Source organism: Rhodoblastus acidophilus, from assembly GCF_900187365.1.
GTDB classification, from domain to species: Bacteria; Pseudomonadota; Alphaproteobacteria; order Rhizobiales; family Beijerinckiaceae; genus Rhodoblastus; species Rhodoblastus acidophilus.
Genome location: NZ_FYDG01000001.1, coordinates 582,789 through 606,747, shown reverse-complemented (window position 1 = coordinate 606,747; position 23,959 = coordinate 582,789). Strand labels below are relative to the sequence as shown.

18 protein-coding genes are annotated in these 23,959 nt (G+C 67.0%); 9 read left to right on the top strand and 9 right to left on the bottom strand.

The annotated features are described in order from the left end of the window. Window positions 1–368 precede the first annotated feature (368 nt). From CFB24_RS02520 to CFB24_RS02505, 4 genes are all read left to right on the top strand, one after another. A complete protein-coding gene (locus CFB24_RS02520; RefSeq protein ID WP_088518977.1) occupies window positions 369–1,076 on the top strand; it encodes a response regulator in 708 nt (235 codons plus the stop codon). Further along, entirely contained in the window at window positions 1,076–2,500 is a 1,425-nt protein-coding gene (locus tag CFB24_RS02515) for an ATP-binding protein (RefSeq protein WP_104469634.1), read from the top strand. The genes CFB24_RS02520 and CFB24_RS02515 overlap by 1 nt, the downstream gene beginning before the upstream one ends. Window positions 2,501–2,838: 338 nt before the next feature. Continuing rightward, window positions 2,839–4,059 (top strand): hypothetical protein, encoded by a 1,221-nt coding sequence (locus CFB24_RS02510; protein ID WP_088518975.1) that lies wholly within the window; start codon window positions 2,839–2,841, stop codon window positions 4,057–4,059. Between the two features lie 67 nt (window positions 4,060–4,126). Next, window positions 4,127–4,906, top strand: coding sequence for a hypothetical protein (locus tag CFB24_RS02505; RefSeq protein ID WP_088518974.1), 780 nt, complete (start codon window positions 4,127–4,129; stop codon window positions 4,904–4,906). Window positions 4,907–5,060: 154 nt separating this feature from the next. Here the strand turns inward: CFB24_RS02505 and ntrC are convergent, their stop codons facing one another. The 3 genes from ntrC to dusB form a co-directional block, all read right to left on the bottom strand. Continuing rightward, entirely contained in the window at window positions 5,061–6,539 is a 1,479-nt protein-coding gene (gene ntrC / locus CFB24_RS02500; protein WP_088518973.1) for a nitrogen regulation protein NR(I), read from the bottom strand. 21 nt (window positions 6,540–6,560) lie between these two features. After that, a complete protein-coding gene (locus CFB24_RS02495) occupies window positions 6,561–7,634 on the bottom strand; it encodes a two-component system sensor histidine kinase NtrB (protein ID WP_244593121.1) in 1,074 nt (357 codons plus the stop codon). Between the two features lie 80 nt (window positions 7,635–7,714). Continuing rightward, window positions 7,715–8,740: a tRNA dihydrouridine synthase DusB gene (dusB, locus tag CFB24_RS02490; protein WP_088518971.1), complete on the bottom strand. Its 1,026-nt coding sequence runs from the start codon at window positions 8,738–8,740 to the stop codon at window positions 7,715–7,717. Window positions 8,741–8,848: 108 nt separating this feature from the next. On the opposite strand from dusB, the gene CFB24_RS02485 reads away from it, so the two are divergent. Beyond that, window positions 8,849–10,036 (top strand): bifunctional 2-C-methyl-D-erythritol 4-phosphate cytidylyltransferase/2-C-methyl-D-erythritol 2,4-cyclodiphosphate synthase, encoded by a 1,188-nt coding sequence (locus CFB24_RS02485; RefSeq protein WP_088518970.1) that lies wholly within the window; start codon window positions 8,849–8,851, stop codon window positions 10,034–10,036. 15 nt (window positions 10,037–10,051) lie between these two features. After that, window positions 10,052–10,558: a CinA family protein gene (locus CFB24_RS02480; protein ID WP_088518969.1), complete on the top strand. Its 507-nt coding sequence runs from the start codon at window positions 10,052–10,054 to the stop codon at window positions 10,556–10,558. Window positions 10,559–10,568: 10 nt separating this feature from the next. Here the strand turns inward: CFB24_RS02480 and CFB24_RS02475 are convergent, their stop codons facing one another. Beyond that, entirely contained in the window at window positions 10,569–11,285 is a 717-nt protein-coding gene (locus tag CFB24_RS02475) for an NUDIX hydrolase (protein ID WP_141098321.1), read from the bottom strand. Window positions 11,286–11,412: 127 nt separating this feature from the next. Here CFB24_RS02475 and CFB24_RS02470 point away from each other — a divergent pair, with 127 nt between their 5' ends. Then, entirely contained in the window at window positions 11,413–13,182 is a 1,770-nt protein-coding gene (locus CFB24_RS02470) for a cation:proton antiporter domain-containing protein (RefSeq protein WP_088518967.1), read from the top strand. Here CFB24_RS02470 and CFB24_RS02465 read toward each other — a convergent pair. From CFB24_RS02465 to CFB24_RS02450, 4 genes are all read right to left on the bottom strand, one after another. Then, on the bottom strand, window positions 13,179–13,850 hold the full coding sequence (locus tag CFB24_RS02465; RefSeq protein ID WP_088519496.1) for a DUF3142 domain-containing protein: 672 nt from the start codon (window positions 13,848–13,850) through the stop codon (window positions 13,179–13,181). The genes CFB24_RS02470 and CFB24_RS02465 overlap by 4 nt on opposite strands. Window positions 13,851–13,888: 38 nt before the next feature. Continuing rightward, window positions 13,889–15,943, bottom strand: a complete 2,055-nt coding sequence (locus tag CFB24_RS02460; protein WP_088518966.1) for a PA5441 family protein — start codon at window positions 15,941–15,943, stop codon at window positions 13,889–13,891. Window positions 15,944–16,026: 83 nt separating this feature from the next. Continuing rightward, on the bottom strand, window positions 16,027–19,548 hold the full coding sequence (gene mfd, locus CFB24_RS02455) for a transcription-repair coupling factor (RefSeq protein ID WP_425332111.1): 3,522 nt from the start codon (window positions 19,546–19,548) through the stop codon (window positions 16,027–16,029). A 104-nt stretch (window positions 19,549–19,652) separates the two neighbouring features. Next, on the bottom strand, window positions 19,653–19,949 hold the full coding sequence (locus CFB24_RS02450; protein WP_088519495.1) for an FAD assembly factor SdhE: 297 nt from the start codon (window positions 19,947–19,949) through the stop codon (window positions 19,653–19,655). 254 nt (window positions 19,950–20,203) lie between these two features. Between CFB24_RS02450 and CFB24_RS02445 the strand changes: the two genes are divergently transcribed. Next, window positions 20,204–20,716: an Hsp20/alpha crystallin family protein gene (locus tag CFB24_RS02445; protein WP_088518964.1), complete on the top strand. Its 513-nt coding sequence runs from the start codon at window positions 20,204–20,206 to the stop codon at window positions 20,714–20,716. Between the two features lie 54 nt (window positions 20,717–20,770). On the opposite strand, the gene recG is transcribed toward CFB24_RS02445, so the two are convergent. Further along, window positions 20,771–22,864 (bottom strand): ATP-dependent DNA helicase RecG, encoded by a 2,094-nt coding sequence (gene recG, locus CFB24_RS02440; protein WP_088518963.1) that lies wholly within the window; start codon window positions 22,862–22,864, stop codon window positions 20,771–20,773. 172 nt (window positions 22,865–23,036) lie between these two features. Here recG and CFB24_RS02435 point away from each other — a divergent pair, with 172 nt between their 5' ends. Then, window positions 23,037–23,942, top strand: coding sequence for a hypothetical protein (locus CFB24_RS02435; protein ID WP_088518962.1), 906 nt, complete (start codon window positions 23,037–23,039; stop codon window positions 23,940–23,942). Window positions 23,943–23,959: the final 17 nt, after the last annotated feature.

Here is a 23,959-nt window from a genome sequence, read left to right as displayed (position 1 = left end):
TGGCCAATTCGTGTATGACATACCCGTTTCCTCGTTCATCAGCGGCGAGTTCGCTCGATAGAGAATTGGCCCATGCAGCGCCATTTCGCGCCTTGCGATTGTAGCGCCATAATAAAGCACGCTAAGGTTGTATTCGGCAGATCGTTAATATTATGGCTTTGTAATCCAGCGCTAAATTCGCGGCGATTCCGCCCGCCCGATCCGTAGCGGTCCGATCGCGAAAATTCCAAGGGATCGGCGACGCGGACAAGGTTCGCGCAGACGGCCGTCGGCGCCGCATCGCTGCTCCCGCCGCCTTAACCAGCCGCGCATGTTTGACATAGGCCTCGCGGGCGAAGAAGCTGGCTTGGGCATTCCTTCGTGTCGCCATGGCGCAGACTCACGTTCTCATCGTCGAAGACGATAAATTGATCCGTCGCGGCCTCGCCCGCCTGTTGAGCGAGAACGACATGCGCGTCAGCGAGGCCGTCAATGGCTCGGAGATGAGGCGCGTTCTCGATACCGCGCGCGTCGATCTCATCTTGCTTGACGTCATGCTTCCCGGCGACAATGGCTATGTGCTGTGCCAGAGCCTGCCTGAGGCGGGTCCTCCGGTCATCCTTCTGACCGCCCGCGACGCGGCGGCCGACAAGCTGGCGGGATTTTCCGCGGGCGCGGACGATTATGTGGTGAAACCCTTCGATCCGGCGGAGCTTCTGGCGCGAATCAAGGCGGTGCTGCGCCGGGCGCGCGCCTTGCCTTCGCAGGCGCGTCCCGCGGAGATCTACGGTTTCGAAGGCTGGCGTTTTGACTGCCTTCGCCGCGAGTTATGGACGCCGAACCGGGTGCGCGTGGAGCTGAGCACGGCGGAGTTCGACATTTTGCAGGTGTTCGTCGAACATCCGCAGACGGTTCTCCAGCGAGAGCATTTGCTGCAGGCGCGCGGGCGCGTCGCCGCGCCGTTCAACCGGGGCGTCGACGTGCTGATTTCTCGGATCCGGCGAAAAATCGAAAGCGATCCGCTGGCGCCGCGCTTCATCAAAACGGTGCGCGGCGACGGCTACATGTTCGCGGCGCCGACGGAGGTTCTTGTCTGATGCTGGTCCCTCCCTGGCGGCGCATGGGCTTTCGCATCGCTGTCACCATCATCCTGGCCTTGCTGGCGATTCAGAGCCTGAACCTGCTCGCCTTCCGTTTCGCGCCGCGGCCCGGCCCGCGCCCGTACAGCGCGCGCGTGATCGCCAAAATCCTCGCCGCCGAGGCGCCGCGCGCCTTTGCGGCCCCGCCCGGCCCGGTGGCGGTCGCCGATCCGGGGGCGGCGCGGCTGATCACGCTTCGCCGCGTCGAGCGGTTCGACGGCGGGCGCGCCATCGACGGCCGCGCGCCCGACGACCTCAGGGCGCTCGCGGCGACGCTGAAGGCGCGGGCGCCGGAGATCGTCGAAATCCGGGACGCCGCCGACGTTCCGTTTCCTTTCGGCTGGTTCGCCCTGTTCGGCCTGGGGCCGCCGGGGCCGCCGCCCGGATTCGCCAGCCCGGAGGGCGCCGCGCTCGACGAGACCAGCCCGGACGTCGGCTATTTCGGCCCGCTCGAATTCGCGCTGCGGGAAAGCTCGGGCGCGTGGCTCATTGTTGGCGACGCCCGCGAACCCGGATTCGTCCGCGCCTTTCCGCTCATGTCGCTGCTGGCGAGCCTTCTGGCCGTTTTCGTCCTCGCCCAGATTTTCGCCGGGCGCGAGACGCGGCCCTTGCGCGCGCTTGCCGAAACGGCGGAGCTGATCGGGCGAGATCGCGGCCATGTGCGCGCCCCGCTCGGCGGCAGCCATGAAGTGACGGCCGTTGGCGAAGCGCTCAATCGCATGCAGGATCGGATCGCGGCTTTTCTGGACGAGCGCCGGCTCATGCTGGCGGCGCTGTCGCATGATTTGCGCACGCCGCTGACCCGCATGAGGCTCGCGGCCCGCGAGATCCCGGACCCGGCCCAGCGCCGCGAACTGATCGCTGAAATCGAGGAAATGCGCCAACTCGTCGAAGCCACGCTGCGCTTCGCTCGCGAGGACGCCGACGACGAGCCGAGGCGCGCCACGGACATCGCCGTGCTCGCGCAAAGCCTGTGCGACGACATCGCCGACCACGGCGGCCACGCCGTCTATCATGGCCCCGACCATTGCATTCTCGACGCGCAGTCCCTCGCCCTCAAGCGGGCTTTGGCCAATGTGATCGAGAACGCCTGCAAATTCGGCGAACAAGCCGAAGTGACCCTTGCGGATCTCGGCGACGCCGCGCGGATCGAGATCGCCGATCGCGGTCCGGGCGTCCCGGCGGACCTGCGCGAGGAGGTTTTCGCTCCGTTCCGTCGGCTGGAGACGGGAGAAACCCATTCCGGCTCCGGCCTCGGCCTGACCATCGCCCGCGACGCCGTGCTCGCGCAGGGCGGGTCAATCCGGCTGGGCGACGGCGATTCGGGAGGCCTGCGGGTGACGATTCTGCTGCCCCGGCGCGGGTCGGCGCCGACAAGGTAACATTCCGTTACAATTTTTCTCGAAAGACTAATGAGGCCGGCGCGCCCGCGCGCAACGCGCGCCGCACGGCCTGAAAAGCGGGAACGTTTGGTCGCGGCGCGCGCGCATGTCTGTTTTTAGATTATGCGCGGCGGCGAAATATGAAAAACACGCCGCGCCTCAAAAGATGATCTTTGCATTAGCAAGCAATACTTAGATATATTGTTATTAAAAATCCATAAAAAGCCGTAATAAACCAGTAAAATACCATTACGTCCAAGCTGTTTTCTGAAAAGTCCAGTTTCGCTCCAGCCTCGGCGCGCCTCATCCCGGAGTTGATCTTTCACAGGGAGCTGACCATGTCGGTTTCAAGCCTCGACTCCACCACATCGAATCTGATCGCGCTTCTGCAACAGCAGCGTTCACATCGCTCCAGCGACGCGGACGTATCGCAATCCAGCGCGGATGACGCGGGATTCTCCGCTTTCGTCGCGCAAGCCCCCATCGCTTCCGCCGCGATCTCCTACGACACGTCGGACGATGACGACGCCAACGACGGAAACGCCTCGTTCGGCGGCTATGGCTGGCGGCCGACGGCGGAGGCGAGCGGCGCCAGCTCGACCTCGTCGTCATCGTCCTCGGGTTTCGGGTCGGACGTCCAGAGCCTGCTGAAGGCGGTCGCCAACGGCGATACGTCCACCGCCCAAAGCCTCGCCGCCAGCCTGCAAACCCGACTGGATTCGATCGCCTCCTCCTCATCCGGCGGGACGGAGTCGTCCAGTTCGTCCAGTTCGAGCGATCCCTTCCTCACCGATCTCGCCGATCTGATTTCCGACGTGCAGTCCGGCGACGCCAGCAGCGCGCAAACCCTGGCCGGCTCCATGCGGCGCAAGCTCGAAAATGGGCCGCCCCCGCCGCCGCCTCAGGACAATTCCAGTTCGTCGTCCGCTTCGTCCACGTCGACGTCATCGTCTTCCTCGACCTCGTCGAGCTTCGCCTCACAGGTTCAGAGCCTGCTGAAGGCGGTCGCCAGCGGCGATACCTCCACCGCCCAAAGCCTCGCCGCCAGCCTGCAAACCCGACTGGATTCGATCGCCTCCTCCTCATCCGGCGGGACGGAGTCGTCCACTTCGTCCAATTCGAGCGATCCCTTCCTCACCGACCTCGCCGATCTGATTTCCGACGTGCAGTCCGGCGACGCCAGCAGCGCGCAAACCCTGGCCAGCTCCATGCGGCGCAAGCTCGAAAATGGGCCGCCCCCGCCGCCGCCCTCCGGAAATTCCCAGCAGTCCGACTCGGACTCCAGCGTCGCCGGCGATCTCGCCAGCCTGTTGACCTCCGTGGCCGATGGCGATTCCTCGACGGCCAAGAGCGCCGCGACTTCGCTCGCCCGCGAATTGTCCGGCCTCACGTCATCGACGGCGTCCGCCGCCGCTTCGACGTCCTCGGACGCGACCTCGCAGTCGAAAGTGATGAGCGACCTGGAGGCGCTGATTTTGGCGGCGCGGTCCGGCGCCGCGTCATCGACGCAGCAGAGCGCGGCGAGCACGCTTTACGCCGATCTCGCCGCGCTTGGCTGAACGCAACCCTGACCCCATCCCGATTTCGGGCCGTCGCCGCGGCGGCGGCCTTCGCAGGAGAAATTTGATGTTTCCATATGGACTTCGCTTGTTCGTGGCGACCCCCTGCTATGGCGGCCTTGTCACTCAACGCTTCATGCATTCAATGATGGGGCTGGTCCAGCGCGGCGCCATTGCGGGCTTGAGCGTGCAAGTCGATCTTCTCGGCTATGAGTCGATGATCACGCGCGGCCGCAACACGCTCGTCAGCCGCTTCCTTGACGAGGCCTCCGCGACGCATCTGCTGTTCGTCGACGCCGACATCGGGTTCGATCCCGATCAGGTTTTCCGTATGCTGGCGTTCGATGCGGATGTCGTGGCGGGCATGTATCCGTTGAAACTCGTCGATTGGGAAAGCGGGTTGAGCCGCGCCCATGCCGGCGAAGCCGTGGAGACGGCGGCGCTGCGCTATGTCGGCACGCCCTGCCGGGGCGCGGAGGCGAAGACACGCGACGGGTTCGTGACCGCCGATTACGCCGGGACCGGCTTCATGATGATCCGCCGCGCGGTGTTTCAAAGCATGGCCGAAGCTTACCCGCATCTGCGGTACGCCAGTTGCCACAATTCCCACAAGCCGAGCCTCAGTCCCAACCAATATGCGTTTTTTGACGGTATGATCGAACCGGCCACCGGCAATTACCTGAGCGAGGACTACACGTTCTGCCGGCGCTGGCGGGATCTCGGCGGCCAAATCTGGCTGGACACGCAGGGCTGCCTGATTCATGTGGGGCCGCATGAATTCGTTGGCGCGCCGGGCTGGCGCTTTACGCCTGAGCCCACAGCCGCCGGGCAAAACATCGCGGCTTGATTTTCGCGCGCGGTCGCCGCTTTCCGAATGGAGCGCGGCGACGTCATTTTGGATTCGTGTTTTTGGTTTTTGGCCGCGCAGCGCAGTCGGCGACAGCCGACTGCGCTGCGGGGAGCGGGGACGCATGGCGTCCGGCCTGGACCGTTTCGACGGGTTAACGCGAGGTCCGCATCAGCCGCACGTCCAAATCCCGCACTTTCTTGCGCAGCGTGTTGCGGTTCAAACCCAACAGCTCCGCCGCCTTGATCTGGTTGCCGCGCGTCGCCGCCAGCGCGATGGAGATCAGCGGATATTCGATCTCGCGCAGGATGCGGTGGTAGAGGCCGGGCGGCGGCAGGCCGTCGCCATGGGCCTTGAACAATTCGGTGAGATGCCGCTCCACCGACATGCCCAGGGATTCATCCGAAGCCGCCGGCTGCGCCGACAGCGAGGCCGAGCCGCTGGGCGGCGTCGGGCGCGGCGCGCCGCTGGTGAGGTCGAGGCCCAGTTCGGCCACCACGATCTGCTCGGAAATGGCGTCCTGCGGATAGAGCGCCGCGAGGCGCCGGACGAGGTTCTCCAGCTCGCGGATATTGCCCGGCCATTTGTAGCGCTTCATCCGGTCGAGCGCGCCGGGCTCCAGGGACTTGAGCGGCAGGCCCTCGTTGGCCGCCTGCGCGAAGAAATGCCTTGCGAGGTCGCCGATGTCCTCGGACCGCTCGCGCAACGGCGGCAGCCGCAGCGGCACGACATTGAGCCGGAAGAACAGGTCTTCGCGGAACAATCCCTGCTGGATCAGCACGCGCAGATCCTTGTTGGTGGCGGCGACGATGCGGACGTTGGTCTTGATCGGCGTGCGCCCGCCGACAGTTGTATACTCGCCTTGCTGGAGGACGCGTAAAAGGCGGGTCTGCGCGTCCATCGGCATGTCGCCGATCTCGTCGAGAAACAGCGTGCCGCCTTCGGCCTGCTCGAACCGCCCGATCGAGCGCGAGTTGGCGCCGGTGAACGCGCCTTTCTCATGACCGAACAGTTCGGATTCGATCAGGTCGCGCGGAATGGCCGCGACATTGATCGGCACGAACGGCCCCTTCTTGCGCTTGCCGTAATCGTGCAGCGCGCGGGCCACCAGTTCCTTGCCGGTGCCGGATTCGCCGGTGATCATCACCGTGAGGTCGGACTGCATCAGACGCGCCAGCGCGCGATAAATGTCCTGCATGGCCGGCGAGCGCCCGACCAGCGGCATGGAATCCATGTCCTCCGGCTCGGGAACGCGCAGCTTGTTTTTCGGCTCGCTCATGGCGCGGCCGACGATGGCCAGCAGTTCCTTCAAATCGAACGGCTTGGGCAGATATTCATAGGCGCCGCGCTCGGAGGCCTTGATCGCCGTCATGAACGTGTTCTGCGCGCTCATCACGATCACCGGCAGGTCCGGCCGCGCCTTTTTCACGCGCGGAAGAAGCTCGAAGGCGTTCTCGTCGGGCATGACCACGTCGGTGATCACCAGATCGCCCTCGCCGGCCTCGATCCAGCGCCAGAGCGTGGTGGCCGCGCCGGTGGTGCGCACGTCATAGCCCGCTCGCGTCAGCGCCTGGCCGACCACGGTGCGGATGGCTGCGTCATCATCGGCGACGAGAATATTGCCGCTTGGCATTCAATAAACCTCCAGAGAATTTCAGACGTCGCGGCGGGAATAGACCGGCATCAGCATTCGGAACACGGTCTTGCGCGGGTGCGACTCGCATTCGATGACTCCGCCGTGATCGCCAATAATCTTGGCCACCAATGCAAGTCCGAGGCCAGAGCCGGACGTTTTGGTGGTCACGAACGGGTCGAACAGATGCGGGACGAGATCTTCCGGCACGCCCGGCCCGTTGTCCCGCACGCAGAACTCCAGCGGCAGGCTCACCGGCGCCGCCTTGCCGGAAGCGCGGATGCGCACGCCGGGCCGGTAGGCGGTGGTCAGCTCGATCTCGCCGTGCAGCGCGTCCGGGCCGATCGCCTCCGCCGCATTTTTCACGAGATTGAGGAAGACCTGGATCAGCTGGTCGCGGTTGGCGAGAACCGGCGGCAGCGAGGGATCGTAGGATTCCACGAATTGGATGTGACGGGCGAAGCCGGCCTGCGCCACCTTGCGCACATGCTCCAGCACCTCGTGAATATTGATGGCGCGGCGCTCCACCGGCCGTCCGTCGGCGAACGCCTCCATGCGCTCGACCAGATGCACGATCCGGTCGGTCTCGTCGCAGATCAGCCGGCACAGGGCGCGGTCCTCGTCGCCGAGCGCGGTCTCCAGCAATTGCGCGGCGCCGCGAATGCCCGACAGCGGATTCTTGATCTCATGCGCCATCATCGCGCCCATGGCCGACAGCGAGCGCGCCGCGCCGCGATGGGTGAGCTGGCGGTCCATCTTGTCGGCGATGGTGCGCTCCTGCAGCATCACCACCACGCCGTCAGCGAGCTGGGGCAGGGGCGCCATGTGAATGTCCACGTAGCGTTCGACGCCGATGCGCGGCGTGCCCAGATCGACGCGATATTCGTTGATCGGCGCCCGGCGCGCGCGCACCTGCTCGATGGCGCCGATCAGCGGCGATCCGAACGGCAGCAGATCCTGGAAGTGTATTTTCTTCAGGGCGTTGCGCGACATGGCGAAGAACAGCTCCGCCGCCGGATTGGCGTCGTGGATCGTTCCGTCGCCGCCGATCGACAGCAGCGGATGCGGCAAGGCGTTGAGCAGATGCGTCGCCATGCAGGCGTCCATCTCACATTCTGCGTCATTTTTAGGCAAAACGCCGAAAGGCGCGCCAACGCCTTGGAGACTTTTGGCTTTCATGCCGCTTCCTTCCGGGGCGTGTCGTAAAGGCTGTGCAACAAGGCCTCCACTTCGTGCGGATCGTCGCTCTCCACCAGCCGCCGCCGCGCCGGGGCGGCGACGAAAAATCCGTCGCCCGCCGCGACATCGGCATAGGCCGCGAGATGTTTGCGGGCGTGGCGCAGCCCATGGGCCGCGCCGAACAGGTCGAGGAGGGTTTGAAAATGCTCAAGCGCGGCGGCGCGGCGGACGTCCGGCGCCGGCTTGGCGCGCGGCGCGCCCACGGCCAGTTCATGCGCGACCTCGCCGACCAGCCAGGGCTGGCCCAGCGCCGCCCGGCCGATCATCACGGCTTTCGCGCCGGACAGCCGCAGCATTGTTCGCGCATCCGCCGCGCACAGGCAATCGCCATTGGCCACGACCGGGATCGTCACCGCGTCCACGGTGGCGCGGATCGCCGCCCAATCGGCCTCGCCCTTGTAAAACTGGTTGCGGGTGCGGCCATGCACCGTAACCATGACGGCGCCTTCGGCCTCCGCCCGCCGCGCCAGCTCCGGCGCGTTGAGCGCGCAAAAATCCCAGCCGAGCCGCATCTTCACGCTCACCGGAATTTCGGTCGCGCGCACGGTCGCCGCGATCAGCGCCTGCGCCAGATCGAGATCGCGCATCAGCGCCGAGCCAGCGGCGCCGCCGGTCACGCGCCGCGCCGGGCAGCCCATGTTGATGTCGATCAGATCGGCGCCGGCCTGTTCCGCCCGCCGCGCCGCCTCGGCCATGGAGTCGGGATCGCAGCCGGCGATCTGCACGGCGTGCGGCGTCACGCCCTCGCCCTGGATGCGCAGCAGCGATTCGCGACGGTCACGGCCGCGCTCGTCGCTGGCGACCATCTCCGAAAAAGCCAAAGCCGCGCCAAAGCGCCGGGCCAGCCGCCGCATGGCGAGATCGGTGATCCCCGCCATGGGCGCAAGCAGCGCACGCCCGTCCAGCGTCAGCCCGCCGACGCGCCAGAGGTCGTTGCATGTTTGTTGGGCACAAACTTTCATGCTTTCATTTTAGCCAGATTCTTCCGCTCTGCAAAGAAAAACGGCAGCAGCTTGACAAGAACGGCAACGCCCGGCCTTGTGCCGGCGTTGACGATTTTTGAGGCTGACATGGCGGAAGGGTGCGTTTTTCTCGTTGTCGCGGCGGGGCGCGGGTCGCGCGCCGGCGCCGGGGGGCCGAAGCAATATCGCGATCTCGGCGGCAAGCAGGTGCTCACCCGCACGCTCGAAGCCCTGCTGTCGGCCGCGCCGGACTCGCAGGCCAAGGTCGTCATCCACGCCGACGATTTCGATCTCTATGAACTGGCTGTCGAGCCGCTGGCGGACGATTTTCGCGCGCGCCTGCTGGCGCCGGCGGTGGGCGGGGCGACTCGGCAGGAGAGCGTCTGCAACGGCCTCGACGCGCTCGCCGAAGTTTGCGACGCGGCCGATTACGTGCTGATCCACGACGCGGCGCGGCCCTTTGTCTCGCCCGCGCTGATCGAACGCGCCCTCGACGCGGCGCGCGAAAAGGGCGCGGCCATTCCGGGCCTCGCCGTCACCGACACGATCAAGCAGATCGCCGCGGATTCGCGCATCGTCGCCACGCCGGAGCGCGCCAGCCTGCGCGCGGTGCAGACGCCGCAGGCGTTTCGTTTCGGCCTGATTCACAAGGCGCATCTGGCCGCGCGCAAGGATGGCGCGGCGGAACTGACCGACGACGCCGCCGTCGCCGAATGGGCCGGTCATTGCGTTTTCATCTTTCCTGGCGACACGGAAAACGGCAAACTCACCACGATGGAGGATTTCTTGCGCGCGGAAGCCAAGCTTTACGACCTGCCCGACATTCGCACCGGCATGGGGTTCGACGTTCATGCGCTGGGCGCTGGCGATCACGTCTGGCTCGGCGGCGTCAAGATCCCGCATGACCAGGGCCTGATCGGTCATTCCGACGCCGACGTGCTGCTGCACGCCATCACCGACGCGGTGCTGGGCGCCATTGCGGATGGGGATATCGGCGCGCATTTCCCGCCGAGCGACGAAAAATGGCGCGGCGCTTCGTCGGATCAGTTTCTCGCCCACGCCGTTTCCTTAGTGGCGGCCAAGGGCGGCCGCATCGCCCATGTCGACGCCACCCTGATGTGCGAGCGTCCAAAAGTCGGCCCGCATCGCGACGCCATACGCGCGCGCATCGCGGAGATCATGGGGTTGCCGCTCGACCGCGTGGCGGTCAAGGCGACCACGACCGAAAAACTCGGATTTACCGGACGGCAGGAGGGCATCGCCGCACAGGCCGTGGCGACGGTGCGCCTTCCCTAATCACGGGAGAGAGGCATGAACCGGCAAGTTCTGGAGCAGTCCGAAAAACTGCTGGCGGCGGCGCGCGCGCGCAAAATCAAGCTCGCGAGCGCCGAGAGTTGCACCGGCGGCCTGATCGCCGCCGCGCTGACCGAAATTCCCGGCTCGTCCGACGTGTTCGAACGCGGCTTCGTCACCTACTCCAACGAGGCCAAGACTGACCTGCTCGGCGTCGCCAAGGAGCTGATCGCCAAGCATGGCGCGGTGTCCGAACAGACCGTCGAGGCGATGGCGCTGGGCGCGCTGGAGCATTCCCGCGCCCATCTCGCGCTGTCGGTTTCGGGCGTCGCCGGACCGGGCGGCGGCACGGCGGACAAGCCGGTCGGCACGGTGTTTTTCGCCGTGGCCCAGGACGACCGCCCCGTGAGAATCGTCCGCAAGGCTTTCGACGCCGCTCTCAGCCGGGGGGAAATCCGTGAGCAGGCCACAGCTTTCGGCTTGAACCTGCTGCTGGAGGCGGTCGAGCCGAGCCTGCTGGCTTAGAGCGCGCCATTCACCCCAGCGCGACGAACGCGTCGCGCAGATAGGTCACGATAAAACTCGGCATCAGCGCGGCGTCGAGGTCGGCCTCGCCGCGCACCGCCACGAGACGCGCCAGTTCCGGGTCGGGGTCGCGCGCCAGGAACGCGGCGACCCGCGCCACCGCCTCATCCGCCGTCAGCCCAAGGCGACGCTCCTGAATGCAGGCGATCTTCTGGGCCTCCACCACAAGGCGGAAGCCCGGCGCCGGCGGCGCCTCCTCCGGCGCAAATCCGGTCTCCTCGGTCAATTCGCGGGCGACGCTGCCGGCGAGATCGACGCGATCCCCGACAATGTCGCTGCGGTCGGGCGTGCCGGCGGCGAAGTAGATTCGGCCGCCATTGGCGGTGTGGCCGCCCATTTCCCCCAGCAGCCACGCGCCGTCGCGCGCGCGCAGCGCCGCCATCGAGAAGCAATTGTAAACGCCGGCGTCGGGATAGCCGAAATCGCGCCAGGCCATGAAATTGCGGAACTGGGTCAGGAAGAAATTTCCGCGTAAAACCCCGCCGCCTCCCTCCAAAAATTCGGGATCGCGCAACAGCAGCACCTGTCCGTCGAACAGTCTTGGCTTTTCCGCCAGCCGCGCCCGCCAATGCGCGTCGATGCGCGCCGCCTCGTGTTCGGCCCAGGGCCAGGGCGCCGGGACAAACCGGGTGTCCAGCCGCGCCGCCTCGAAAATTCCTTTGCGCATGTCCATCCTGGCGTGATGCTTGCTGACACCTGCGTTTTCAAGCGGCGCCCGCTTCGCTCGAAAACGCCCGCGGCGCGATTGGCGCCGCCGGCGAATTCTATATCCTGATCGGGAGAGGAAAAAGTCTTTGACCACGCATTTCGACCTCGCGCCCTATCAGGCCCCGCTGCTGTTCCTGGTCGCGGCGGGGGTGGTGGTTCCGCTGTTCAAGAAGCTGCGGCTGTCGCCGGTGCTCGGCTTTCTGCTCGCGGGCGCGCTGGTGGGCCCGCACGGGCTGGGGCGTCTGCATGCGATCCTGCCCGTCGAAATCCCGTTTCTCGCAAAAACCGGGCAGATCGCGACGCTGGCCGAATTCGGCGTGGTGTTCCTCATGTTCAACATGGGGCTGGAGTTGTCGCTGGAGCGCCTTGTGCTGCTGCGCCGCTATGTGTTCGGCCTGGGCGCGGCGCAGGCGGCGGCGTGCGGTTTGGCCCTGATGGCCTGCGCGCTGCTGCTCGGCCAGGGCTGGGCGGCCGCCGCCACGCTCGCCATCGCGCTGGCGCTGTCCTCCACCGCCATCGTCATGCCGGTGCTGGCCGAGAAGAAGCGGCTCAACAGCTATTCAGGCCGTGCGATCTTTTCGGTCCTGCTGTTCCAGGATCTGCTGGTGGCGCCGCTGCTGCTGGTGCTGTCGATGACCAATGAGGGCGGCGGCGCCGATCTGTTATGGGCCTTCGCCTGGGCTTTGGCCGCGTTGGCTCTCATCGCCGGCCTCGGCCGGATCGCCTTGCGGCCGTTTTTCCGGCTGGTGGCGGAGGCCAATTCCAACGATCTGTTCATCGCCGCCTGCCTGCTGGTGGTCATGGCCACGGCGGTCACGGCGGCTTACGCCGGCCTGTCCATGGCGCTCGGCGCCTTCATCGCCGGCCTGCTGCTGGCGGAAACCGAATTCCGCCGCTCCGTCGAGCTGACCATCGAGCCATTCAAGGGCTTGTTGCTGGGCCTGTTCTTCGTCACGGTCGGCGCCGACCTCGATCCCGCGCGGGTGCTGGCCCAGCCGCTGACCACGCTCGGCCTGGCGCTGGGGCTGACGCTGCTCAAGGCGCCCATCGTGTTCGCGCTGGCGCGGGCGTTTGGCGCCAAGCCGCAAAAAGCGCGCGAAATCGGGCTGCTGCTGGCGCCGGGAGGCGAATTCGCCTTCCTCATCCTCACCGCCGCCGCAACGGCGGGCCTGCTGCCGAGGGAGCTAGCCAACGACGCCATGATCGGCGTCACCCTGTCGATGGCCTTCATCCCGCCGCTGGCCAGCTTCGCCACCCGCGCGCCGAAAAGCGCCCGGGTCGTGGTGGAGAGCACGGCGCCCGATCTCGCCGCCGCCGAGCGCGTGCTGATTATCGGCTATGGCCGCGTCGGCCAGATCGTGACGGAGTTGATGCGCGCGCACAAGCTCGACTATCTCTGCATCGACGCCGATCCCGGCGTCGCCGCGCGCGAAAAGGAGCGAGGCGAGCCGGTTTATTGGGGCGACGCCACCCGCCCGGATTTTCTTGAAAGTTGCGGCCTCGCCACGGCGCGGGCGGTGATTGTCACCATGCACACGCCGAGCGCGGTGGACGAGGTGGTGCGCATCGCCCGCGCCGCCCGCCCGGACATCACCATTGTGGCGCGCGCCCGCGACGCTGGCCACGCCCGCCACCTATATGCGCTCGGCGCCACCGACGCCGTGCCCGAGACGACGGAAGCCAGCCTGCAATTGTCGGAAGCGGCGCTGGTGGATATCGGCGTGCCCATGGGGCTGGTGATCGCCTCGATCCACGAAAAGCGCGACATCTACCGCAAGGCGCTGATCGCCGAAGGCGATGTGGCGGCGAGCGCGCCCCGCCGGTTTTCGGGGCGACGGAAGAAGCGGTCGGGTTAGGGGGCTCCGTTGCGCAGGAAAACCACATAGCCGTGAAAATGGGGGGCGCTCGCCAGTCCGTTCGGCGCCGTCCATTGCGCGCCTTCCGCCAGTCCAAGGCGATACGGAATGGTCAGCCGTCCCAACCGCGCCAGATAGGCGTCGATATTCTCCACCGTCGCCCGGCCGCGATAGGTCTGGAAGATGATTTCGTCGACCATTCCCGAGAGAGCCGACAGATCTTCGGGCGCGCCTTGCGAGGCCCAGTCCATCAGGCCGGTGACGCTCAGGCCGCAATCCCTCGGCAGCGCGGCTCGCAGGTCGCGCAGAAAGCTCGCGTAACGCGCCAGCCCATGTGTCGCCGCGTCGAAGTCGATCTGCACGCCCGCGACTTCGCCGGGTTGGGCGCGCCACAGCGCCAGCTTGCGCAACACGCCCGCGCGAACCTCCGGGGTCCAGTCGAGGCTGCGCACGCGAAAGGCGAGCCAGAGTTTGGCCGCATGCGGGCCGGGCTGGGCCGCGCCCTGCGCTTTCAGCCTGTTGGCGCCGTCGGCGCCGGGTCCGACCTCGCCGACCAGCAAATAGAGCGTGCGGGCGTGGGCGACATCGGGGCGCGCCCTCACGCCCGCCCAGAGCCAATAGGCGTCGTAATCGGCGGCGCGCACTTCCGCAGCGGCAGGACAACACATCCCGCCGCATAAAAGGAGGGCGAGCGCGGCGCGCAAAATCACCAGTAAAAGCGCAGGCTTTGCGCCCAGGGCGTCGCGCCGTAGCGTCCCTTCAACTCGTCGTACCACGCCTTGCGCTGCGCCTTGCCGACCTCCTGACCGCCGCAATCGTTCTTGCCGCTCGGCGCGTAACATTGGACCGCGCGAAACAACGCATAGGCGCGGTCCGCCGCCGGCGTTTTGGCGCGCGCGATCAGCTTCTTGTAGATGTCGCCGCGCGAAAAAATCTCGCCGGGGAAGATCGGCTTGCCGCCGCCGAGTTCGTCCTTGCCGGGCGCGCCGCCTTCGACATCGTCAAGGCTCTGCGTCCGGGTCATTTCGCCGAGGCACAGCAGCGAATGGGAATCTTCCGGGTCGCGCGCCAGCGCCGCCACGGTCTGCCGGAAGGCCGGACAGGCGTAGCCGTCGCGCGATCCCAGCCAGGCGAAGGCGGCGGCGCGCGCCCAGCTCATTTTGGGCGCCTCGGCCTCGTCCTTTGCGATCGCTTCGGGCGCGTAGTCGCGCAGGAAATTGGCGTATTGGCCGCGCGTCGCCTCCTTGTAGAGCAGGACGAATCGGGCCAGACGCCGCTCCTCCGGCGTCGACAGCGGGTTGGCGACCGCCTCGCGCAGCAGGATCGGCCCGGCGGCATAGGTGAGAACCTGGGCGCGGAGGCGAGGCGACGCAATCCGCGTCTCCGGCAAGAACACCTGGTTGAGGGTTCCTGCGCGCTCAAAACTCATGGCGAGGCCCAGCTCCACCGCCTCCTTGCGCCAGGGTTTTTCCGCGCGCGGGAGGAGTTGGCGCCAATGATCGGCGGCGGCGGCGAAATCGCCCGACGCCATCAGCGCCTGCCCGCGCAAAACCTCGCGGCTGAACGAGAGATAGCTGCGCCCGTCCTCGGGCGGCCCCAGCGTCTGCAGCGCGGCCTTGGCGTCGCCGTCGGCGTAATACGCCCGCGCCGCCTTGAGAAAACCGAACAACGCGCCGCGTCCGGCAAAATCCGCAGCCTGCGCGTCGAGATCGGCGGCGGCGAAATGCGGCCGGTTGTTCGTGTCGCCGCGCAGCCGGATCAGGTCGGCGACGGCGAGCAGATCGGGGTTATGGCTGAGGGCGCCGTCGGGCCGCAAGAATTTCCAGTCGATCTCCTCGGCGAGGCTGGCGCTGGCTGGGCCCGCTTCGGGCAGGGCGCGGCCATATTCGGCGGCGAGGCGGGGCTTGTCGCCCGCGAGCCAGAAAATCCGCCGCGTCAGCCCGCGCGCGGAGGCGACGTAGCGTCCCGATGGATAGTCGGTCAAATACGCGGAAAAAGCCTTCTCGGCGTCGGTGAGCGCGTTGGTGTCGCTCACCACCGGCTGTCCCGTCTGGTCATAGGCGGAGAAGGCCCCGACCTGCGCCTTGTTGAGCGCCGCGCGTCCGAGCATGTAGCGCGCGGTTTCCTTCAGCCAGGGATTTTTCGCCTCGCGCAGGCTGGCGAACGCGGCCAGCGCCGCGTCGAACGCGCCATCGTAAAACACCTGGGCGCCGGTGAGATAGGCGGCGAACTCCCGCGCCGTCGCCGAGGGCTGGGGCAGGGCGGCGAGAAAATCGGGCGGCGTCGCTTGCGCCTTGTCGCCGCAGGCCGAACTCATGCCCTCGCGCGCGGCGATCAGCGCGGCGCGTTCGGCCTCGCTCAGGTCGGCGGCGGCTTGCGCGGCCTGCTTGAACGCCTGCGCGCCGGAGTCGAGCGAACGGCAGCGGCTGCCTTCGCCGTCGGCGAAACCGGAGTTGGACGGCTCGCTCGCCGGGGCGCCGAAGGCGGCGTCGAACTCGGCGCGGTCGAACAGGATTTCGGCGTTCTGCAACTCCTTGGCCTCGCCCGGCGGCTTCTCCGGCCAGGGCTTGGCGTCCATCATCAGCATTTGCAGATTGATGCGGCTGTCATTGCCGGGGCTGAGAAACGGCAGGCCGATGTCGCCGGTAAATTTCATGTGGTCGAGCGTCCACGGGGCGCTCTGCGGCAGGTCGGAGCAGGCGAGCGCGCCGCCCGCGCACATACAGGTTGCCGAAACAACGCCGGCCAGCAAACGTCTCATGGGGCGCTCCGCGATTTGGACCCGTCGAGCTTACGGCCAAATCGCGTTTTGCACAGTCGGCATTTCGTCGCGAACCGCGCGCCTCAGACCTTCTCCGCGATCTGCACGAGATCGCGCATGATTTTCCGGGCCTCCTTGAGCCGATCCTCCGCCCGCGCGTAATCGCCGCCGGTGAATACGATCTTCATGTCGGGCCGCACCTTGGCGTCCGGCCCCTGCTTGGAGATGTAGCGCACGAGGCCGGTGGGGTTGGCGAAGGAATTGTGGCGGAAGCCGACGATGATGCCCTTCGGCCCGGCCTCGACCTTCTCGACATGGGCGTGGCGGCACAAAGCCTTGACGCTCACCAGTTGCATCAATTGCTTCACCTCGTCGGGCATCGGCCCGAAGCGGTCGATGATCTCGGCGGCGAAGGCCTCGATCTCCTGCTCGTCGTCGAGCAGCGCCAGGCGGCGGTAGAGGTTGAGCCGCAGATCGAGATCCTCGACATAATGTTCGGGAATCGTCACCGGCGTGCCCAGCGTGATCAGCGGCGACCACGCCTCCTCCTCCTCCTTGCCGCCGCCGGCCTTGAGCGCGGCGATGGTCTCGTTCAGCATCTGCTGGTACAGCTCGTAGCCGACTTCCTTGATATGGCCGGACTGCTCGTCGCCGAGCAGGTTGCCGGCGCCGCGCAGGTCGAGATCGTGGCTGGCGAGCTGGAAGCCGGCGCCGAGCGTGTCGAGCGTTTGCAGCACTTCCAGACGCTTTTCGGCCTGCGGCGTGATGGTGCGGTTGGCCGGCGTGGTGAACAGGGCGTAGGCGCGCGTCTTCGAGCGCCCGACGCGTCCGCGCAACTGGTAAAGCTGGGCGAGGCCAAACATGTCGGCGCGCCACACGATCAGCGTGTTGGCGGTGGGAATGTCGAGGCCGGATTCGACGATATTGGTCGAGAGCAGAATATCGTATTTGCCGTCATAGAAGGCGCCGATGCGCTCCTCGAGTTCGGTGGCGGCGAGCTGGCCGTGGGCGATGGTGAATTTCGCCTCGGGCGCGTTCTGGCGCAGCCAGGCCGAGGCCTCGTCCAGATCTTCCAGGCGCGGGCAGACGAAGAAGCTTTGCCCGCCACGGAAGCGTTCGCGCAACAGGGCCTCGCGCACGATCAGATCGTCGAACGGCGTGACATAGGTGCGCACCGCCAGACGATCGACCGGCGGCGTGGCGATGATCGAGAGTTCGCGCACGCCGGTGAGCGCGAGTTGCAGGGTGCGCGGGATCGGCGTGGCGGACAGCGTGAGCACATGCACTTCCGCGCGCAACTGCTTGAGGCGCTCCTTGTGGCCGACGCCGAAATGCTGCTCCTCGTCGATCACGACGAGGCCAAGATTCTTGAACGACACGGTCTTGCCGAGCACGGCGTGCGTGCCGACGACAATATCGACCGAGCCTTCGGCTATGCCCTTCTTGGCGTCGCGCTGCTCGGCGGCGGAAACCATGCGCGACATTTGCGCGACCCGCACCGGCAGGCCGGCGAAGCGTTGCGCGAAATTTTTATAGTGTTGACGCGCGAGAAGCGTGGTGGGCACGACCACCGCGACCTGCACGCCGTTCAACGCCGCCGCAAAGGCTGCGCGCAACGCCACTTCGGTCTTGCCGAAACCGACGTCGCCGCAGATGAGGCGGTCCATCGGCCGGCCCGACGCCATGTCGGTCAGCGTCGCCTCGATGGCGGACAGCTGGTCCTCGGTCTCGTCATAGGGGAAGCGCGCGCAGAACTCGTCGTAGAGGCCCTCGGCGGGCGACAGCTTGGGCGCCTCGTGCAGGAAGCGGGCGGCGGCGATCTTGATGAGGCCCTGCGCCATCTGGCGGATGCGCAGCTTCAACCGCGCCTTGCGCTCGCGCCAGGCGGTGTGGCCGAGCTTGTCGAGCGCGACTTCGGCGTCTTCCGAGCCGTAGCGCGACAGCAGTTCGATATTTTCCACCGGCACGAACAGCTTGTCGCCGCCGTGGTAATGGATTTCCAGACAATCGTGCGGCGCGCCGGCCGCCTCGATGTTCTTCAGGCCGATGAAGCGGCCGATGCCGTGATCGACATGGACGATGACATCGCCGGCGCCCAACGCCGACACTTCGGCAAGAAAGTTCTCCGCGCGCTTTTTGCGGCGGCGCTGCGGGGCGATGCGGTCGCCGAGAATATCCTGCTCGCCGACGACGGCGAGATCGCCGGCGACGAAGCCGGCCTCGACGCCGATCACCGCCAGCGCGACCTTGGCGTCGCGCAGTCCCTGCGCCTGCGACAGCGAGGAAACCGGTTCGAGTTTCTTCAGGCCATGTTCGGCCAGGACGGTGCCGAGGCGCTCGCGCGAACCGTCGGTCCAGCCCGCGACGATCACCTTCTTGCCCTCGCCCTGCAGGGCGCGGATGTGGCCGATGGCGGCCTCGAACACATTGGCGTTTTCGTCGGCGCGTTCGGGCGCGAAATTGCGGCCGGGAACGCCGCCGCAATCAATGACTTTCGGCCCGCCGTCGGGAACGGCGAAAGGGGTGAAGGCGCCGGTCGCGGCCTTGTCGAGCCGGGTCTTGAACTCCTCGGTCGTAAGGTAAAGTTCGTCCGGCGGCAGCGGCTTGTAATTGGCCGTCGCGGGATTTTGCGCGAAGGCGTCGCGTCGCGCGGCGTAGTAATCGGCGATCTGTGCGAAACGCTCATGGATCGCCGCGTCGGCCTGATGGTCGAGCAGGATCGGCGCGTCGTCGACATAGTCGAACAAGGTGTCCATCTGGCCGTAGAGCAGCGGCAGCCAATGTTCGAGGCCGCCGGGGCGACGGCCCTCGCTGATCGCGTCATAGAGGGCGTCGCCGCGCGTCTGCGCGCCGAAATGGGCGATATAGCTCTGCCGGAACCTTTTGATGGTTTCGGTGGTGATCGGCGCCTCGTTGACCGGCACCAGATCCAGCGCGCGCAATTGCGCGGTGGTGCGCTGGCTTTCGGGATCGAAGGCGCGGATGGTTTCGAGCACGTCGCCGAAAAAGTCGAGCCGGACGGGGCCGGGCAGGCTGGGCGGATAAAGATCGACAATACCGCCGCGCATCGCATATTCGCCGGAATCCCGCACTGTGGAGGCGCGCATAAAACCGTTGGCTTCGAGCCAGCCGCACAGTTCATGCAGATCGACGGCGGCGCCGGGCGCGGCGGAAAAGCTTTTCGCGGCGAGGTCGCGGCGCGGCGGCACGCGCTGCGCCAGCGCCGGGCCGCTGGTCAGCAGCAGGCGCGGCCGGTCGAGCGAGGAGCGGGTGCGCGCCAGCCGCGCCAAAGCCGTCATGCGCTGGGCGGCGACGGCTGAGGTCGGCGACACCCGGTCGTAGGGCTGGCAGTCCCAGGCCGGGAATTCGAGGATTTCGGCGTCCGGCGCGGCGAAGGCGAAGGCCTCGGCGAAGGCGCGCTGGCGTTGCGGGTCGCGCGCGACATGCACCAGCGCCGCCGCGCGGCCTTCGCCGGATTTGGCCAGAGCGCGAAGCAGGTCGGCGGCGACGAAGGCGTCGAAGCCCTCCGGCGCGCGCGAGAGAATCAGCGAGCGGCCTTTTTCGAGTTCGTCGCGGGCGCGGAGAAGATCGGTCATGTCTCTCATTCTGGTCGATGGCTCTCCCGTCCCCGCCTGCGGGCGGCGGGCAGGGGCGAGGGGCGCGATCCTCGAAGGCCTCGCCCCGCAAGCGGGACGAGCGAGCGGCGCCGTCAGACGTTGATCGGCCCGTTATGGGTGTGAAACGCCTTGATCGTCAGGAAAATCGGCCGGTCATAGGCGGGATCGACCGGCTTCGACCCCGCGAACCAGGAAAAGATGTCCACGTCCTGCGCGTCCATGAAATGTTCGAACTGGTCGAGTTCATCCTCGCTGAGCGCGTCGATGCGGGCGTCGGCGAACTGGCCCAGCAGCAGATCGACCTCGCGCATGCCGCGATGCCAGCAGCGGAACAGGATTCGGCGGCGGCGCGGGTCCAGCCCCTCGCTCGATCTGGTCGTGCCCGACATGCTTTTCGCCTCCAAAACAACGCAAAAAACGCCGGAACGGGTTCCGCCGGCGCGCGCCCCGTTATAAGGGCGCCGGCCGCGCTTGTCAGCGGCGAAAAACCGTCAATGACGGGGATCAATGCGCGTAATAGGAAAGTTATTATACTGTGAACCGTGGCGAGGGGCTTAAGCCGGTTCGCCTGATACCGGCGAAACCTCCGCCGACGCGCCGCGCGACCCCCGAAAGAGGGGTCCGCGGCCGACAGGAGGATGTCATGAAAACCATGCTGCCGGACCTGTGGTCCCGCGACTTCATGGCCGATCCCTTCCGTGCTCTTGAAAGGGATCTGTTCGGGCGCGAGCTTGCGAAAATGTTCGACATGCCGAGAGGCGTGGGGGGAGCCATGGCGCCGTCAATGGCGCCGGTTCCGGCGATGAACATCGCCGAGACGGAGAAGACGATTGAGGCGACGCTGGAAATTCCCGGCGTCGAGGAAAACGACATCAAGGTCCGCGTCGAGGGCGACCGGTTGATCGTCTCCGGCGAGAAAGCCATCGAGACCAAGCGGGACGAGAAGGATTGGCATGTGATGGAACGCCGCTTCGGCGCGTTCAATCGCTCGATCATGCTGCCGTTCGAACCCGCGCCCGACGCGATCGCCGCCCATTACGACAAGGGTGTGCTGCATCTGACGGTGCAGAAGCCGGCGGCGAAGGAAACTGCGGCCAAGACCATCCCGGTCATGACCGGCGCGCCCAAGACGCCGGACTCGCCCGTCTCGCATTGAGCGGCGCGTGAGCGGAGGCGCGGCCCAAGCCGCGCCTTTTTTGTCACGGCGCCCTCATCCCGCGCGCAAAAGTTTCAGCGCCGTCTCGCGCTCGAACAGGTAGAGCAGCAGCTTGATGCTGTCGCCGCGCTCGCCCCGCAGGTCGGGGTCGGCCGCCAGCAGCTTTTCCGCATCGTCGCGCGCGAAACGCAGGAGGTCGGCGTGAACCTCCAGCCGGGCGATGCGGAACCCCGGCGCGCCTGATTGGCGCACGCCGAGAATCTCGCCCTCGCCGCGCAGCTTCAAATCTTCTTCCGCGATGCGGAATCCGTCCTCGGTCTCGCGTAAAATTTCGAGCCGCGCCTTGGCGGTTTCCCCCAGCGGCCCTGCGTAAAGCAGGATGCACGACGATTTGCGGTCGCCGCGCCCGACCCGCCCGCGCAACTGGTGCAATTGCGCCAGTCCGAACCGCTCGGCGTGCTCGATCACCATCACGGTGGCTTCCGGCACGTTGACGCCGACCTCGATCACGGTTGTCGCCACCAGAATCTGTGTGGCGCCGGATGCGAACGCCTCCATGGCGGCGTCCTTGTCGCGGCCTTTCATCTGGCCGTGAACCAGCCCGACCTTGTCGCCGAAGAATTTCTGCAAATCCTCGGCGCGGCCTTGCGCGGCGGCGAGGTCGCTGTCTTCGCTCTCGGCCACCAGCGGGCAGACCCAATAGACCCGCGCGCCGCCTTTGAGCGCGCGACCGAGTCCCGCGACCACTTCGTCGATGCGCTCGGCGTTGATGGTCACGGTGGTGATCGGCTGGCGCCCCGGCGGTTTTTCACGCAAGGCGGACAGATCCATGTCGCCGAAATAGGCCAGGGCCAGGCTGCGCGGAATCGGCGTCGCCGTCATGGCCAGCACGTCCACGCCGGCGTTTTTCTCGCCCAGCGCCAGCCGCTGCTGCACGCCGAAGCGGTGCTGCTCGTCGATCACGGCGAGGCCGAGGTCGCGGAAGACGAAATCCTCCTGCACCAGGGCGTGGGTGCCGACCACGATGTTCAGCGCGCCCGAAGCCAGCGCGGCGAGGGTGGCGCGGCGCTCGGTCGCCTTGTCTCGCCCGGTGGCCAGCGCCACAGTCAGGCCGGCGGCCTCAGCCAGCGGCTTGATCGTCTCGAAATGCTGGCGCGCCAGAATTTCCGTCGGGGCCATCAGCGCGGCCTGCCGCCCGGCCTCGATGGCTTGCGCCATGGCGAGCAGGGCGACCACGGTCTTGCCTGAGCCGACATCGCCCTGCAGCAGCCGCAACATGCGCTTGTCCGAGGCGAGATCGGCGGCGATCTCCTTCAGCGCCTTGGTCTGGTCTCCCGTCAGCGCGAACGGCAGGGCCTTGATCAGCGTCGCCCGCAAAACACCGTCGCCCGGCTGGGGGCGGCCGCGCACAGCCTGCGCCTTGCTGCGCACCAGCCGCAGGGCGAGCTGGTGCGACAGCAGCTCGTCATAGGCGAGCCGGGCGAAGGTCTTGCTGTCGGGCTTGAGATCGGCCGGCGCCTGCGGCTCATGCGCGCGCCGTAGCGCCTCGGCGAACGTCGGCCAGCCGTTCGACCGCACGAACGCCGCGTCGAGCCATTCCGGCAGCGTGGGGAGACGCGCCAGCGCCCCCGCAGCCGCCTTGGTCATCACGCGGGGAAACAGTCCCTCGGTCAGGCCATAGACCGGCTCGACCGGCGGCAGGCTTTTCAGCCCCTCCTCGTCGAGAATGCGGTCGGGATGGACCATCTGCTTGTAATAGTCGAACATTTCGACCAGGCCCGACACCCAGCGCGTCGCCCCGACCGGCAGCGCCTTCTCGACCCAGCCGCCATTGGCGCGGAAGAACACCAGCGTGAGATCGCCGGTCTCGTCCTCCGCCAGCACGCGATACGGCCCCTTGGCCCGGGGCGGGCGATGCTCGACGACTCGAATCCGAATCGTGGACACCGCGCCCACGGGCGCCTGCGCAATCGTCGGCCGGTTGCGCCGATCCACGCCGTCATGGGGCAGGTGCATCAGCACGTCGAGCACGCGCGCGCCATGCTCCAGCCCGCCGAGCAGGCGGTCGAGCAATTGCGCGTTTTTCGGCCCGATCCCCGGCAGAGATGAGGCGCTGGCGAATAAGGGGTCGAGAAGCGGCGGCCGCATGGGTCCTATCTAGCGCATCCTGCCGAAAAGGCATGTGCAAAAACGCACGACCCTGCGTCATGCGCGCGCCGGTTTACCCTCCATGAACCACGTTCACGCGGCGCTGGGCGAATCACACCAGTCGTTCACCATTCAACCTTAGGATGTGACCGTGCGTCATGTGGAGTGTTGCGTGTTCGATGCTACGAAGAGAGAGTCGCGATCGGCCTCGTTCCTGACGGGGATCCGGCGGATTCTGCCCTTCGGCCGCGACGTCGCGGCCGGGGCGGAGCCAGAGCCTGAGGACAAGCCGGCTGAAAAACCGGCTGACAAGCCCGCGGGCAAGACCGCGCGCGAGCCGGCCGCCAAGCCCGCTTTGTCCGAGGCCGAGCTCGGCAAGGCGCGGGCGCTTGGGTTTTTCTGCGGCGCCTTGACGCGGGGCGACGATCTTTATGCCGACGCGGGCGCGGGCGCCGCCGTTTTCGCCCGCTGCGTCCATCCCGGGCGCGCCGATGTTCGCGCCGACCTGCGCGAGACGTTCGCCCAGGCGTGCATCGACGGCGGCCATGTCAAGCATGTGCGCGAACTCGACGCTTTCATCAATCATTCGCCCTTGGCGGACCGGGAATTGGCGCTGGAGCTGACTCACGCCCTGCGCGTGGTGCTGGCGCGGGAAAAGCGCGGCTCCGGCTTCGTCTACGAGAACGGCACCGACCGCAGCATCGCCATTTTCAAGCATCTGCTCAGTCTGGTGCGCCGCGCGCCCGACGTATTCGCCACGCTGGCGGCGCCCGAGGGCGGGCCGCTCGATGTTCGTTCGATCGAACATCGCCTGCTCGACGAGCGCCTCGATCACGCCGATCAGGTCAGGGCGGCGCCGCTGGCGCCGATGACCGTCAGCGAGATGACCGCCGAAATCGCCCGCCGGATCGGGCTGGATCAGCCCTATACCGCCGAATCCGTCCATGCGGCCCGGCGCGCCTTCGCCGCGCGCTGGCATCCCGACCGCGCCCCCGCGCACAAGCGCGAGCAGGCGACGCAGGCGCTGGCGGCGGTGAACGCCGCGCTGGACGAGATCGCGCAAAAGCTGGCGGGATAAACTCCAGGCTTGACCGT